This window comes from Streptomyces sp. NPDC002623 (genome assembly GCF_053592635.1).
In genome coordinates this window covers 41752-56129 of the sequence record NZ_JBSFWB010000052.1, presented here as the reverse complement: position 1 = coordinate 56129, position 14378 = coordinate 41752, and the positions used below count along the sequence as shown (strand labels likewise).

Sequence of the window (14378 nt, the reverse complement as noted above, 5' to 3'; positions counted from 1 at the left end):
GTCGAGCAGCGCACCGACTTCGACAAGCTGATCGTCGACGTCGAGACCAAGCAGGCCATGCGTCCGCGTGACGCCATGGCGTCGGCCGGTAAGACGCTGGTCGAGCTGTTCGGTCTGGCGCGTGAGCTCAACATCGACGCCGAGGGCATCGACATGGGCCCGTCCCCGGTGGACGCCGCTCTTGCCGCCGATCTGGTGATGCCGATCGAGGAGCTCGACCTCACCGTCCGTTCGTACAACTGCCTGAAGCGCGAGGGCGTGCACTCCGTGGGTGAGCTCGTCGCCCGCTCGGAGGCCGACCTCCTCGACATCCGCAACTTCGGCGCGAAGTCCATCGACGAGGTCAAGGAGAAGCTCGCCGGCATGGGCCTGGGCCTCAAGGACAGCCCGGCCGGATTCGACCCGACCGCCGCCGCCATCGGTGTGGACAACGACGCGGACGCGGGTTTCGTGGAGACCGAGCAGTACTGATCGCCGCCCTGCGCCGGCCGTAGAGGCACTTCGCGACAGGGACGGGGACGGGGTCCGGGGTCCGGGGACCGGGGACCGGGGAGCGGGTCAGGAGACCTCCCACGCTGCCCTCCGGGCGGCCTCGGCCGGACCCGCCCCCGCGCACAACCCTGGCGGAAAGCTGCGTCGGCCGTCGACTCCGCCCGGCCCTTCCATGGGCCGGGCGGCCCCGCAGTGCTTCATGGGCCGGGCGGCCACGCACGTCGGACGAGCACCGCGTAAGCGGACGAGCACCGCGTAGGCGGACGAGCACCGCGTACCCGGGCGGCTGCCGTGGTCCATGCGAGCGGATTGCCCGGGGCCGCAGATTTCTCCCGCCGCGCCTCGGGCAACACGTTCACGTGCGAATGTTTCCTCGTATTTTGGTTCTGATTGCGGCGATGACGGTCGGAGGTCCGGCCGCCGCCGCACCTCACGACGGGGACGAGCGGATCGTGGCCGCCGTCCAGCGCGCGGCCCGGCCGCTGCACTCCACCGAGCCGAGGGGCAGTCTGGAAGACCTCGGTCCGATGGGGGCCATGGTGGGCCGGGCGCGGGTCGTCGGTGTCGGCGAGGCGACCCACGGATCCCACGAGTTCGTCACCATGAAGCACCGCGTCTTCCGGTACCTCGTGGAGCAGAAGGGCTTTCGGACGGTCGCCCTGGAGGCGCCCTGGAGCACCGGGCGGCGCCTCGACGCCTACATCGTGCACGGGCAGGGGGATCCGCGCCGCATCATGAGCGAGGACCTCCAGTACGCGTACGCACTCTGGAACAGCGCCGAGTACCTGGACCTGGTGGCATGGATGCGGGGCTACAACCTCCGCCACCCCGGCGATCCGGTACGGATCATGGGCGACGACTTCGGCTACACCGGTCCGGAGCTCTACGAGCGGGTGATCGGGTACGTCGCCGCAACACACCCCGAGCTTCGGGAACGCATCGCCGAGCTGTACCGCGGCCTGCCGCCCACCCTGCCTTCCGGCGCCTACCAGAAGGCGTACTTCACCCGGCCGCCGGCCGAGCGCCAGGAGATGGCCGACCGGACCGGGCAGGCCGTGGCGCTGCTCGCGGGTCTCGCGCCGCCCGCTGCGGCCGGCCCACAGGCACGCGAGGAGCATGCGTGGGCGCTGCGGGATGCGACGGCGATCGACCAGACCGCCCGCCAGTACGCGTTCGACCCCGCCGATCCGGAGCAGGTGGCCGCCATCATGCGCTGGCGCGACTCGGCCATGGCGGACAACGTCGTGTGGTGGCAGGAGCGGACCGGGACCCGGGTCCTGCTGTCGGCCCACAACGGACACGTCGCCTATGAGTCCGAGGACCCGCCGAATCAACCCAAGACCCAGGGAGCCTTCCTCCGCGACCGGCTCGGCACAGGGTACGCGGCCGTCGGGTTCACCTTCGGCCAGGGTTCGTTCAAGGCCACCGACCCCGCCGAGACCATGATGCTCACCCAGACGGTCGGCCCCCCGATGCCGGGAGGCAACGAGTACGTCCTGGACCGGGTACGCCACCTCCGCTATGTCCTGGACCTGCGCACCGCTCCCGCCGTCGTCCGCGACTGGCTGACGACGGCCCGCCCCACCCGCAGCATCGGTACGGCGTACCCGGAGCCGGAGTACGACATCGCTTTGGCCCGCTCCTACGACATCCTCATCCACCTGCACCGCGTACAGGCCGTCCGTCTGCTGAACGAGCCTTGACCGAGCCCTTGCACCCCTGGACTCTTGTCACAGAGAGTACACATTCACTCCCTTTGGGTTATTATCTGCTTAGTCATCGACGAGAGGAATGCCATGAGCTACACGCTGTTGCGCGGCCTGTTCGTCATCCGATATCCCGACCTGCCGCGGCAGGGGCCGGAGCCTGACGGCGACACGGTGAAGTTCAAGCCGGACACACCCGCCCTCGTCGAGGGCCTGCCCCGGCCGTCGGGGATGCCGCCGGACATCAACGCCCGGGGCATCTCGGTGCGCCTGGAGGCGATCGACGCGCTGGAGACGCACTTCGGCGGGACCCACCAGGAACTGGTGGGCGCCAACGCGGCCCGTGAAAGGCTGCTGCAGCTCCTCGGATTCACCAACGTCACCTTCTTCGAAGACCATCCGAACAAGGTCGAGTCGGCCGACCAGGACAGCATCCGCGGATATGTGCTCTCCAACGGGATCGACGCCAACGGCCGCATGATCGGGTTCGTCTACCCGGACGACCCGACCGAGCCGGACGGGGCGGACGTGTTCCTGGACGAAGCCAGGGTCGACCAGTCCGCCAACGCGACACTGCTCACGGAGGGACACGCCTACCCGGCGTTCTACGCGACCCTGCCCGCCACGCTCCGCACCCACCTGGCGACGACGTCCCGCGCGGCGCGGACAGCGGCGGCGGGGGTGTGGCCCCGCTCCAAGGCCGACCCGAACGGCAAGGCCAGCGTCCCGGACCTCGACGCGCTGCAGCAGCTGGTGATCTGGCCCAAGCTGTTCCGGCGGATCCTCCCCTACCTCGCGTCGGGAGCCACCGACTTCAACGGCTTCGACGCCTGGCTGCGGAGCGACCCGGTGCACCGCGACGATCCCCTCTTCCTCCTCGACCGGGGCGAGCACGGCAACCTGCACGACGTGATCGAGGCCGCGGGCCAGGACATCCAACTCACGGTCTGGCCGGAGGACTTCATCATCAGCCCCGACCCGGCACCGCCGGGGGCAACCATCCGCCCCTAGAGACGGCCGACGGCAAACACACCAACCGCGTCAATTGTCGTCACGGTCAGTGCGGACGCGGTCATGCGGGCAGCTTCGAGAGGTGTCCTTCGGCGACGAAGGCCACCTCGCCGCCCACGGTGACACGGTGGACGTCCTGTCCCTGGCCGTGTGCGCCGATGGTCATCCGGCTGGGGCGGCCGGTGAAACGTCCCTGGTGCAGGACGGCGGCCTGGCCGTCCTCGATACGGCCGTGGCGGCGCAGGTAGGCGGCGGCGCAGCCCGCGCCGGAGCCGGTGGCGACGTCTTCCAGGAGGCCGTCGTTGTTCCAGTGACGTCCTTCCAGCGCGGCGGCGTCGAGCAGGTAGGCGAACTGGGCGCCGACGGCGGCCAGCGGGGCTTCGAGGTCCTGGGCGATCCGGGCGCGCTCGAGTGCGTCGCCGCGTACGGGGACCATCAGGTAGGGCAGCCCGGTGGAGACCACCTCGGGCGGCAGGTCGGGGTCGAGGTCGTCGGCGTCCAGGGAGAACCAGGAGGCCAGTTCGGGGATGTGGGGGCGGCCGAGGAACGAGGCGGGGCCCTGGTCGAGGACGCTGGTGTACCGGCCGGCCGCGAGGCGCCGGGTGGTGACGTCGACCGTGCGGGCCTTCAGTTCGAGGCGCCAGGTCCCGGTGTCGTCGCTGCCGTGCAGAGCGTGCAGGACGCAGGCCGCCCCAACGAGGGGGTGACCTGCGAAGTCGAGCTCTCCGGTGAGGTCGAAGACGCGCGCATGCCAGGACTGACCGCCGGTGCGGTCGGGTGCCAGGAAGACCGACTCGAAGTGGCGCATCTCCTGGGTGATGCGGGTCATCTGTTCCGCGCTGAGCTCCCCGGAGTCGGGAAACACGGCCAGGCTGTTGCCGCTGTAGGGCTGGGGACTGAAGACGTCTACGTGTAGGTAGTGCACGTTTCGGACACTACGGCCCGGCGCAGGCGGAAGGAACCGTGTCCGGCTCCGACGATGGTGACGGTGATGGTCATGGCTGCCTGCGATTCACCGTATTGCCTGCTCGCGGGAGGTCCGCCCGGGGTGTGCGCGAGCCACCACGGGCGGTGCGCATGCCGAGCGTGATCGCCGGCTCCGGCCGGCCGGGCCGGATGGCGGCCTGACGGATGTGCTCACCGGCGGAGCCGGGGGGCGAGGACCGTGCGCACGACCTTGGCCACGTTGCTCGCGGCGGATCCGTCCTCTTCCTCGGGTTCCGGTTCCAGTACGCGCTGGATCTGCAGCAGCAGTTGGTTGGTCGACCGCCAGAGCGGGACGAACATGCCGGCGACCGGCCCGACGCCCTGGATCGGGCCACCGGACAGCTCGGTGACCTTCTTGGCGGCCGTGACCGTTGTCGGGTCCCGCAGGATCAGGTGCACCTCATCGTCGACCAGCCGGATTTCCATCGTGCGGGCGGCGGCTTCCTCCGGGTTCGCGTCCGTGGTCGTCTCCGGGTCCAGTTCGTCGATCTTGGCGGCGACCGCGGCCGGGTCGACCCCGAGTTCGCGCAGCACCCTGGCCGCCATGCTGTTCTCCGCCCGCAGCATCGCCTCAAGCAGGTGATGGCTGCCGACCGGTGCGCCACCGGCCAGCGCGCTGGCGGCGGACACGGTGTCCTCGGCGGCAGGTGTGCCGGCCGGCCATGGACCGGCCGGGACGTCCTGCGATCCCTCCAGTGCGGCCAGTACCGCGGCACGGATCTTGCCGACCGGCTTGAACCGCTCGGCAAGCACCTTCGGGCCGACGCCCTCACCTTCGCTGACCAGGGCGAGCAGGATGTGTTCCGTATCGATGGAGGTGTGGTGCAGCTGCTGCGCCTCGCGCAGGGCGAGTTCCAGCGTCTTCTTCGCGCGCGGCGCGAACGGGATATGACCGGTCAGCTCCTGCGTGCCGGGCTTGACCACCGCGGCGATGTCGATCCGCGCCGCCGCCTTGTCGTACCCGAGCTGGTGCAGGACTTTCGCCGCCACGCTGTCCGGCGCGTCGAACAGCCCCAACAGGATGTGCTCCGTGCCGATGTGGTCGTGCTTGAGCAGCCTCGCCTCCTCCTGAGCTGCGACGACTGCCTTGCGGGCTTCCACGGTGAACTTCTCGAATGACATGGCTCCATGGTCTCAACCATGTCAATACACTGTTATTGACAGGGTCACCATGCTGAAGGGAGGGTCCGATGGAGACACCGTCGGACTGGGAGGACCGGCTCGCGCGCTGGCAGAACGAACTGGAGCTGTTCGAGCAGCTGGATGAGACACCCTGGGTCACACTGGCCAAGGCGGAAGCCGAGACCGGCGTTTCCCGCTCGGCCCTGCGGTCCTGGTACCGCAACGGCGAGATCCAGTCCCGGTTGGTGGACGGCCCGAACGGGCCGCAGCGCCTGGTCCGGCTGGACGCGGTGATCGAGCGCGCCGCCGCGTCACCGCGCATTCAACGCAGGGCGGAACGAGAAGTCAGCCTGGAAGCCCAGGTCACCCTGCTCCGGCACCGGGTTGACCAACTCGAACTGCGCCTGGCCGCGCTGGAGCGGAAGTGACCGGCGAGAGCAGCACCGTGCCATCAGCCCGGACCCACAGCTCATCGGTGAATTGCTCAACCTCAAGTCACTTCGACCAACCACGAAAAGAACTTCACGGTCGACTCACGGTCTGGGCATGATGCCTACCGTGCATGAGGACGGGGACCATCGCGGCCAGGGGCGGTACAGGCTGACAGACTCGGGAAGCGGCCATGTCTGGGGCGTCTGCGCCGAAGCAGAGGGACTGTTCAGGGAACCCCGGCGGGGGACGTACGAACTGCTTGGCTGGACTCCGGACGGGCCCGAGGTGCGCGGCTGGGTCGGCAGTAGGGTCTGGCTGGTGCCGGACGACAGGACTCTCGATCCCTGGCTGCTGGAGGACGCGGAGAGCCTCGGACAGTACGGGGGAATGGTCGGTCTCGTCCTCGCCGGTCTGGACGAATACGAGGGCCCGCCCGATGGGCACAGGGCTCCTGTTCGACTCCACGATGGGTACCGGTGGCTGGGCTCCTGCCAGGAGTTCGCCCGCATCCTGCCCTCTGAGCACCACTCGCCCCCGCTCGTCCTGCGAGGGCTCGCCCCGAGTGATCGGCTACGGCGGGCACTGACGACGGGCACCCGGCGCGCGCTCGACCTGGACGAGGCATGGCTGGAGATACGGGACGATCGGGGCGAGCCGCTCACCGACCGGCTACTGCGGCCCAAAGTCCGCGCGTGGCGCCCAGCCTCCCGCGGGACGGATCTCATCGATCTGGACCTCGACGGCGAGCTCGCAACCGTACCGGGACACGCCCTGCCCGTCTGGGAGTGCTGGCTCGCAGGCCCGCCTGACGCCCCTGACGCCTGGGTCGGCCTCGACACTCGGCAGCGCGGCGCCTGGCTCGATCTCGTCCGCGAGCGAGGCTGTCGGCTTGAGCACCAAGCCAGACCCGCCGGACACGTGTACGAGCTGGACGGCCGACACATCACCGACGAACCGGGCCTCTATCTGGCACTCGGCGAGGCCGTCAACGGGCCAGGCGGCTACTTCGGCGGCTGCCTGAACGCCCTCGTGGACTGCCTGCGCGGCAACTTCGGCTACACCACCCCCGCAACCCTGCTCTGGCGAGACGTTGCCACCGCGCGCGAGCACCTGTCCCGCATGCTGACCCCGGAAGGCGAGTCGTATGACCTGGTGGCAACGGTGCTCGAAGTCCTGGCCGAGCGCGGGATGCGCGTTGCTTTCAAGTGAAAACCTTCAATTCCGAGGGCGGTGACCAAAGCGGTGAACTGTCGGACGCAAGGTCTCCCGCCTCCAGGCCAGTGTCATCCCGGTCGCCGCCCTCCTCCAACACGGCGCCATGACCAACACCAGGCGCTGCGGCAACGCGTCTGCGTCGCCACCACGGGGGCTGCCAGTGGGCTTCCGCCGATGGCATCCGGTCCCAGGCAGCGGCGAGTTCTTCGCGCCGGTGGAGGTGACGAACGGCGCTCGTCGGAGGGTTCTGTGGGCCGACGGATTCCGGTCGGTCAGCTGTTGGGGTGTGGATGCGGTTTCACCAGGCCGCTCTGGTAGGCGATGACGACGAGTTGGGCGCGGTCGCGGGCGTGGAGTTTGGTCATGGCGCGCTGGATGTGGCTGCGTACGGTCAGCGGGCTCAGCACCATCTCGGCGGCGATCTCGGCGTTGGACTTGCCGTGCGCGGCCAGGGCCATGACCTCGCGTTCGCGGTCGGTCAGGGCTTTGACCGCGTCGGGGAGCGTGCGGAAACCGTCGGTGTCCGGGGTGGCCAGAAAGCGGGTGATGAGAGCTCGCGTGGCGGTGGGTGACAGGAGCGAGTCGCCGGTCGCCACGGTGCGGATGCTCGACAGCAGGTCCTCCGGACGGACGCCCTTGCCGAGGAAGCCGCTCGCGCCGGCGCGCAGGGCCTTGGCCACGTTCTGGTCGTTCTCGAAGGTGGTGAGGATCAGGATGTGGGTGCCCGACAGTTCCGGTCGGGAGCAGATGGCTGCGGTGGCCGCCACGCCGTCGACGTTCGGCATGCGGATGTCCATGATGACGACGTCGGGCCTGTGGGTGGCGGTGAGGTCGACGGCTTCCTGGCCGTCGGCTGCCTCGGCGACGACGGTCAGGTCCGCGACCGAGTCGATGAGGATACGGAAGGTGGCCCGGAGCAGGGCCTGGTCGTCGGCGAGCAGGACGCGGATGGTCATGGGGCGGGGCTCTCGTCGTTGCCGTGGAGGGGAAGGGTGCAGGCGACCTCGAAGCCGCCGTGCGGGTGGTGGCTGGCGTGGAAGGTGCCGCCGACCGCAGTCGCGCGCTCGCGCATGTTGCGCAGGCCGAAGCCGCCACCGGAGCGGTGTGCGGCCGTAGGACGGTCGGGCAGGGTGTCGTTGGTGACGGTCAGGGTCAGGTGGCGGCGTGTGTAGGCGAGCCGGACCTGTGCCGTGCGGGTAGCGGCGTGCTTGGTGACGTTGGTGAGTGCTTCCTGGAGGATCCGGTAGGCGGTCAGGTCGATCACGGAGGTGAGCGGGTGCGGCTGTCCTCCGGTGGTGACGGTCACCTGCAGCCCGGCCGCCGAGCAGGCGTCGACCAGGTCGGGCACCTGCTCCAGACCGGGTGCCGGGGCCAGCTCGTCCGTGGGGTCGGTGTCCTGACGCAGGAGCCCTACGGTGGCCTTGAGTTCGCGCAGCGCCGCCGCGGTGGACTCCGGCAGTCTCCCGACGATCTCAAAAGCCTTGTCGGGGTCGGTCCTTGCGAGGTGGGCGGCGGTGCCGGCCTGGGCGTCGGCCAGGGTGAGGTGGTGGGCGACCACGTCGTGCAGTTCCCGTGCGATGCGCATGCGCTCCTGGATCACCCGATGCCGTGCCTCCTCTTCCCGTTCGCGCGCCGCGTGCTCGGCGCGGGCCACGGCGAATTCACGGCGCACCCGGACGTAGCTGCCGAAGACCGCCGAGAGCAGCACCCATGCCGCCGGGTTGACGATGGCGAGTATCAGGGAGTTGTAGAAGGAGGGCAGGAACAGACCGGCGACGATCATGCCGGCCGCGGCCGCCAGCGCGCTGTTCCACGTGGTCCGGCGCGAGGTGCGCACACTGACGGAGTACTGCGCGACCAGGAGCGCGCCCATCAGCCCGGGGGTCAGAAGGTAGCCCAGAGCGCCCAGGCCCATGGTGCACAGCAGGGTGACGGCGACAACCGGAAGCGGTCGGTCGCGGCGCCGGACCAGAGCCGCGCAGGAGACGGCGGACAGGGCCACACCGGGCCACAGGGCCGGTGTCACGGGCATGACCGTGCGGGTGAAGGCGAGGCCACCGACAGTGAGGGCGAACAGCAAGACCAGTGTCGCGGCTTCGACGGCCCTCGGACGGGTCGCTGCCCTGCGCTGCCAGTATGTGCTCATCACGCCTCGATACGGTTCCCCCGGCAGAGTACTTGGACATGCGTGGGCCACGGCGCCACTGTGTCCGGCGCCGCGGCCCACACATGCGGATCGCATCAGACGCGGGCCGGTTCCTGGTGCGTGGGCTCGCTGCCCTCCGGCCTGCTGGGGCCCGTCGGCGACGCGGCGAGACCGGAGCCCTCGACGTCGACACGGGGCAGCAGCCGGTCGAGCCACCCGGGCAGCCACCACGCCTTGTCACCGAGCAGGGCCAGCACCGCGGGCACCAGCGCCATCCGTACGACGAAGGCGTCGAACAGCACCGCGACGGCCAGACCGAAGCCGATGGTCTTGATCATCGACTCGCCGGAGGCGATGAACCCGGAGAACACCGCGATCATGATCACCGCTGCGGCGACGACCACGCGGGCGCTGTGCCGGAATCCGGTGACGATCGCCTGGGGAGCCCGGTCGCCGTGGACGTACGCCTCCCGCATCCGGGCGACCAGGAACACCTCGTAGTCCATGGCCAGGCCGAACACTATGCCCACCAGGAAGATCGGCATCAGGCTCATGATCGGACCGGCCTGCTCCACGCCCAGCAGTTCCGCGCCCCAGCCCCACTGGAAGACCGCGACGACCGCGCCGAGGGCGGCCAGTACCGACAGCAGGAACCCGAAGGCGGCCTTGACCGGCACGAGTACGGAACGGAAGACCACCAGCAGCAGGATCAGGGCCAGCACGACGATGACGGCCAGGTAGGGCACGAGGGCGTCCTGCAGGGCCGCCGCGATGTCGATGTTCATCGCGGTGGAGCCGGTGACCTCGAACGTCGCCCCCGTCGCCCCCGTCGCCCCGGTCGCCCCTTCAAGGTCGGCTCGTTCCGAGCGGATGGTCCTGACGAGGTTCTTGGTGTCCTCGGTGTTCGGGCCGGCGGTCGGGACCGCCGAGAACAGCGCGGTGTCACCGGCCGGGTTGAACTGTGCGGGAGAGACGGACACGACGCCACGGGTCGCGCCGATCTTCTCGGCGATCTCGTTCACGGCCGCCTTGGCGTCCGCCGCCCCCTTGGCGTCCACCACGATCGTCAGCGGCCCGTTGAAGCCCGCTCCGAAGCCGTCCGCCAGCGCGTCGTAGGCGCGCCGCTCGGTGGAGGAGACGGGCTTGGACTCGGCGCCCGGCATGCCCATCTCCAGGCTCGCGGCGGGCAGGGCCAGCACGCCCAGGCCCGCGACACACGCCACCAGCACGGCGACAGGGCGGCGCAGCACGAACCGAGCCCATCGGGAACCGCCGTTGTCCGCACCGCCGTTGTCCGCACCGCCATTGTCCCTGGCGCGGTGGTCCGCACCGCCGTTGCCCGTGCCTTCGGTCGGCCGGCCGACTGCGCGGCCGCGCTTGCGGGTGGCGCGGGAGAGCACGGCGTTCGGCCACATCCCGAGCAGGGCGGGGACCAGGGTGAGAGCGACCAGCACGGCGACGACCACGGCGCCCGCGGCGCACAGACCCATCTTGGTCAGCATCGGCACACCGACCACCGACAGGCCCGCCAGCGCGATGACGACCGTGAGGCCGGCGAACACCACGGCCGAGCCGGCCGTGCCGGTGGCGAGTCCGGCCGCGTCGCGAGGAGCATGGCCGCCTGCGCGTTCCTCCCGGTAGCGGGAGACCACGAAGAGGGCGTAGTCGATGCCGACCGCCAGTCCGAGCATCGTGGCCAGGGTCCCGGTGGTCAGGGAGAGACCGAAGACGCTGCCCAGAGCCAGGATCGAGGCCATGCTGACGCCGACGCCGACGACGGCGGTGAGCAGGGGAAGCCCGGCCGCCGCGAGGGATCCGAAGGTGATCAGCAGGACGACGGCGGCGAGGGCGATGCCGACGGCCTCGGCGGAGCCGCCCGCCTCGGGCTGCTCGGCGAGCGCGTCGCCGCCGACCTCGACGGTGAGACCGGAGTCGCGGGCGTCGTCGATGGCCTGTTCCAGTGCGGCCTTGTCCGCGTCGGTGAGATCGGCGGCCTGCACCTTGAAGTTCACCGTGGCGTAGGCGGTGGAGCCGTCCTTGCTCACCGCGCCCGCGGTGAACGGACTCACCGCGCCGGCGACCTCCGGCTCGTCGGCGGCCTTCGCCACGAGCGCGTCGATGGCGGCGCGGTTGCCGGCCCCGGTCACCTGCCGGCCGTCGGGGGCGACGAACACGATGCGTGCACTGGCGCCGTTGGCGTCCGTACCGGGGAAGCGCTCTCCGATCAGGTCGAAGGCCTTCTGGGCCTCGATGCCGGGCATGAAGGACGTGCCGTCGTCGGAGGAAGCGGGCGCCTTGGCGGCGCCGAGGCCGACGGCGCCGAGAACCAGGACCCACAACAGCGTGACGAGCCAGCGCCGTTGGAAGGCGGTCCGGCCCATCCGGTAGAGGAAGGTAGCCACGAGAAACGGATCTCCAGGTCTGGGGTGGGGTAGATCACCAGCCTGGCGGAGAGGGTGCGTCGAGGCATCGTGCCTGTGCTGGCACTCCGGCTTGGTGCCGTCGCACGAGCCGCCGCGCCGCCGCCGTCCTTGAGGACGAGCGGCGCGTACGACCTGGGTATGACGCCGGGTCCCTCACCCGACGCCCGCGCGCGGCGGCAGCGACAATTGCGCCTTCGGACGGCCCCGCTCGAAGCTACAGCCGAGTGCTCAGGCAGCAAACGGGCACGTTCGGAGCGGACCCGGGTGGGGATCTTGCTCCGCTGTTGGCCGGACAAGGCTCCTGCCTGCGGAAATACCGCATGCGAAACGGGCACATACGGTCATGGAATTCATGACGTCCAGCCTGTTCATGAGGCGGGGCGTGCTTCTAAATAGTCCGCATGAGCCCGAACGGGCCGGGCTCATGCGGAGGCGCATCCGCGCCGGACCGCAAACGGCCGGACCGAGTGTCGGGCCGCAGTCGCGGAGGGGAGGTGTCACCGTGGACGCCGAGGAACGCCGACGGGCCATCCTGGAGGCGGCGCGCCACGCCGGCTCTGTGGACGTGGCCAAGATCGCCGCCGACCTGGGCATCTCCAGGGAAACCGTGCGGCGCGACCTGAACCTGCTGGACGCTCACGGGCTGGTGCGGCGAACCCACGGCGGCGCCTACCCCGTCGAGAGCGCCGGCTTCGAGACGACACTCTCCTACCGCACCACCAGTCAGGTCGGGGAGAAGTCGCGGATCGCCGCCGCCGCCGTGGAACTGCTCGGTGACGCGGAGACGGTGTACATCGACGAGGGCTACACCCCACAGCTCATCGCCGCCGCTCTGCCTCGCGACCGGCCGCTGACCGTCGTCACCTCCTCCCTCGCCGCGGCCGGCACCCTGGCCGCCGTCGAGAGCGTCACCGTGCTGCTGCTGGGTGGTCGTGTGCGAGGCGCCACGCTGGCGACAGTCGATCACTGGGCGACCGACATGCTGTCCGGCCTCGTCATCGACCTGGCGTACGTCGGCGCGAACGGCATCTCCCGCCAATGGGGGCTCACCACTCCGGACCCCGCGGTGAGCGATGTGAAGGCACAGGTCATGGCTGTTTCCCGACGCCGGGTGTTCTCGGGCGTCCACAGCAAGTTCGGAGCGACCAGCTTCTGTCGTTTCGCCGAGATCGCCGACTTCGAGGCGATCGTCACCGACACCGGGCTTCCCGCATCCGAAGCCCATCGCTACTTCCTCCTGGGGCCGCAGGTCATCCGGGTCTGACCCGCACCCCTCTCCCCGCGCCCCTCTCCCCCGCGTCCGTCTCCCCAGCATCCTTCTCCCCCACGTCCTTCCCCGACCCACCACGCACCCGCACGACCGCGGGCCTGGGCCTCCCATGCCCTCGAACACCTCTGGAGTCAGCCATGCCCATCCGAAAAATCACCCGTGTCCGGAGAAGCACCCGCGCTGTGCTCGCCGCCATGGCCGCAGGCACGATGCTGGCCGCGTGCAGCGGGGCCGGCGGGTCGAGCTCCGGAGGCGGGGGCGAGAGCATCAATGTGCTGATGGTCGGCAATCCGCAGATGGAGGACATCGCGAAGCTGACGAAGGACACCTTCACCAAGGACACGGGCATCGACGTGAACTTCACGATCCTTCCCGAGAACGAGCTGCGCGACAAAGTCACCCAGGACATCGCCACCCAGGCCGGCCAGTACGACGTCGCCACGATCGGCGCGTACGAGGTGCCCATCTGGCACAAGAACGGCTGGCTGCACGAACTGAGCTCCTACGCCGAGAAGGACACGTCCTTCGAAACGGCCGACCTGCTCAAGCCGATGGTCCAGTCGCTGTCCGGCGACGACGGGAAGCTGTACGCGCTTCCGTTCTACGGCGAGTCCTCGATGCTCATGTACAACAAGGAGGTCATGGCGGAGAAGGGCATCACGGTGCCCGAGAAGCCGACCTGGCAGGAGGTCGCCGACATCGCCGCCAAGGTCGACGGCGCCCGTGCGGGGATGAAGGGCATCTGTCTGCGCGGTCTGGCAGGCTGGGGCGAGCTCGGCGCGCCGCTGACGACCGTGGTCAACACCTTCGGCGGCACCTGGTTCACCAAGGACTGGCAGGCCCAGGTCAACAGCGCGGAGTTCAAGAAGGCGACGAACTTCTACGTCGACCTGGTCAGGAAGCACGGTGAGGTGGGCGCCCCGCAGGCCGGGTTCACCGAGTGCCTGAACGCGCTGAGCCAGGGCAAGGTCGCGATGTGGTACGACGCGACCAGCGCGGCCGGATCGCTGGAGGACCCCAAGTCCAGCAAGATCGCGGGCAAGGTCGGCTACGCGTACGCGCCGGTGGACAGGACGGAGAGCTCCGGCTGGCTGTGGACCTGGGCGTGGGCGATGCCGAAGACCACCAAGAAGGCCGATGCCGCCTCCCAGTTCATGCTGTGGGCGTCCGGCAAGAAGTACGAGAGCCTCGTCGGCGAGAAGCTCGGCTGGTCGCGTGTTCCCGCCGGGAAGCGAGCCAGCACCTATGAGATCCCCGAGTACAAGAAGGCCGCCGCGGCCTTCGGTGACATCACCCTGAAGTCCATCGAGCAGGCGAACCCGACCGACCCGGGTGTACAGCCGCGGCCCACGGTGGGCGTCCAGTTCGTGGCCGTCCCCGAGTTCCAGGACCTCGGCACCAAGGTGACCCAGGAGATCTCCGCGGCCATCGCCGGCAAGACCAGCGTGGACAAGGCTCTGGACAAGGGCCAGGAGCTCGCGGAGGAAGTCGCCAAGACCTACCAGAAGTGACCCTCGCCGCCCGGTCGGCCGCCGACGCCGGCCGGGCACCGCTTCCCCATCCCTCGGCCGTCG

The 14378-nt window shown here is 69.8% G+C and carries 12 protein-coding genes; 7 read left to right on the top strand and 5 right to left on the bottom strand.

What is annotated here, in order from left to right:
• From ACWD4O_RS44630 to ACWD4O_RS44620, 3 genes are all read left to right on the top strand, one after another.
• Nucleotides 1-471, top strand: a 471-nt coding sequence (locus ACWD4O_RS44630) for a DNA-directed RNA polymerase subunit alpha C-terminal domain-containing protein (RefSeq protein ID WP_451288786.1), incomplete at its 5' end; no start/stop codon positions are given.
• Nucleotides 472-890: 419 nt separating this feature from the next.
• Nucleotides 891-2195, top strand: a complete 1305-nt coding sequence (locus tag ACWD4O_RS44625; RefSeq protein WP_451288785.1) for an erythromycin esterase family protein — start codon at nt 891-893, stop codon at nt 2193-2195.
• A 93-nt stretch (nt 2196-2288) separates the two neighbouring features.
• Nucleotides 2289-3209 (top strand): hypothetical protein, encoded by a 921-nt coding sequence (locus ACWD4O_RS44620; RefSeq protein ID WP_451288783.1) that lies wholly within the window; start codon nt 2289-2291, stop codon nt 3207-3209.
• A 61-nt stretch (nt 3210-3270) separates the two neighbouring features.
• Here ACWD4O_RS44620 and ACWD4O_RS44615 read toward each other — a convergent pair whose 3' ends face one another.
• Nucleotides 3271-4134 carry a PhzF family phenazine biosynthesis protein gene (locus tag ACWD4O_RS44615; RefSeq protein WP_451288782.1) on the bottom strand — a complete coding sequence of 288 codons (864 nt, stop codon included), beginning with the start codon at nt 4132-4134 and terminating at the stop codon, nt 3271-3273.
• 212 nt (nt 4135-4346) lie between these two features.
• Complete coding sequence (locus tag ACWD4O_RS44610) at nt 4347-5318, bottom strand: Clp protease N-terminal domain-containing protein (protein WP_451288781.1); 972 nt, start codon at nt 5316-5318, stop codon at nt 4347-4349.
• Between the two features lie 68 nt (nt 5319-5386).
• On the opposite strand from ACWD4O_RS44610, the gene ACWD4O_RS44605 reads away from it, so the two are divergent.
• Both ACWD4O_RS44605 and ACWD4O_RS44600 read left to right on the top strand, forming a co-directional pair.
• Nucleotides 5387-5746, top strand: coding sequence for an excisionase (locus ACWD4O_RS44605; protein ID WP_336114730.1), 360 nt, complete (start codon nt 5387-5389; stop codon nt 5744-5746).
• Nucleotides 5747-5864: 118 nt separating this feature from the next.
• Nucleotides 5865-6959, top strand: a complete 1095-nt coding sequence (locus tag ACWD4O_RS44600) for a barstar family protein (RefSeq protein WP_451288780.1) — start codon at nt 5865-5867, stop codon at nt 6957-6959.
• A gap of 278 nt (nt 6960-7237) precedes the next feature.
• Here ACWD4O_RS44600 and ACWD4O_RS44595 read toward each other — a convergent pair whose 3' ends face one another.
• From ACWD4O_RS44595 to ACWD4O_RS44585, 3 genes are all read right to left on the bottom strand, one after another.
• On the bottom strand, nt 7238-7921 hold the full coding sequence (locus ACWD4O_RS44595) for a response regulator transcription factor (RefSeq protein WP_451288779.1): 684 nt from the start codon (nt 7919-7921) through the stop codon (nt 7238-7240).
• Nucleotides 7918-9111 (bottom strand): sensor histidine kinase, encoded by a 1194-nt coding sequence (locus ACWD4O_RS44590; RefSeq protein ID WP_451288778.1) that lies wholly within the window; start codon nt 9109-9111, stop codon nt 7918-7920. The genes ACWD4O_RS44595 and ACWD4O_RS44590 overlap by 4 nt, the downstream gene beginning before the upstream one ends.
• A 95-nt stretch (nt 9112-9206) precedes the next feature.
• Nucleotides 9207-11513, bottom strand: coding sequence for an MMPL family transporter (locus ACWD4O_RS44585; RefSeq protein ID WP_451288777.1), 2307 nt, complete (start codon nt 11511-11513; stop codon nt 9207-9209).
• A 523-nt stretch (nt 11514-12036) separates the two neighbouring features.
• On the opposite strand from ACWD4O_RS44585, the gene ACWD4O_RS44580 reads away from it, so the two are divergent.
• Entirely contained in the window at nt 12037-12798 is a 762-nt protein-coding gene (locus tag ACWD4O_RS44580) for a DeoR/GlpR family DNA-binding transcription regulator (RefSeq protein WP_450951133.1), read from the top strand.
• A gap of 149 nt (nt 12799-12947) precedes the next feature.
• Nucleotides 12948-14315 carry an ABC transporter substrate-binding protein gene (locus ACWD4O_RS44575; protein WP_451288788.1) on the top strand — a complete coding sequence of 456 codons (1368 nt, stop codon included), beginning with the start codon at nt 12948-12950 and terminating at the stop codon, nt 14313-14315.
• The last annotated feature ends 63 nt before the right edge of the window (nt 14316-14378 follow it).

Coding starts and splice junctions, on each gene's coding strand:
- ACWD4O_RS44595 (WP_451288779.1), bottom strand. CDS start 7,921: ATGACCATCCGCGTCCTGCTCGCCGACGACCAGGCCCTGCTCCGGGCC.
- ACWD4O_RS44610 (WP_451288781.1), bottom strand. CDS start 5,318: ATGTCATTCGAGAAGTTCACCGTGGAAGCCCGCAAGGCAGTCGTCGCA.
- ACWD4O_RS44625 (WP_451288785.1), top strand. CDS start 891: ATGACGGTCGGAGGTCCGGCCGCCGCCGCACCTCACGACGGGGACGAG.
- ACWD4O_RS44600 (WP_451288780.1), top strand. CDS start 5,865: ATGATGCCTACCGTGCATGAGGACGGGGACCATCGCGGCCAGGGGCGG.
- ACWD4O_RS44590 (WP_451288778.1), bottom strand. CDS start 9,111: ATGAGCACATACTGGCAGCGCAGGGCAGCGACCCGTCCGAGGGCCGTC.
- ACWD4O_RS44620 (WP_451288783.1), top strand. CDS start 2,289: ATGAGCTACACGCTGTTGCGCGGCCTGTTCGTCATCCGATATCCCGAC.
- ACWD4O_RS44605 (WP_336114730.1), top strand. CDS start 5,387: ATGGAGACACCGTCGGACTGGGAGGACCGGCTCGCGCGCTGGCAGAAC.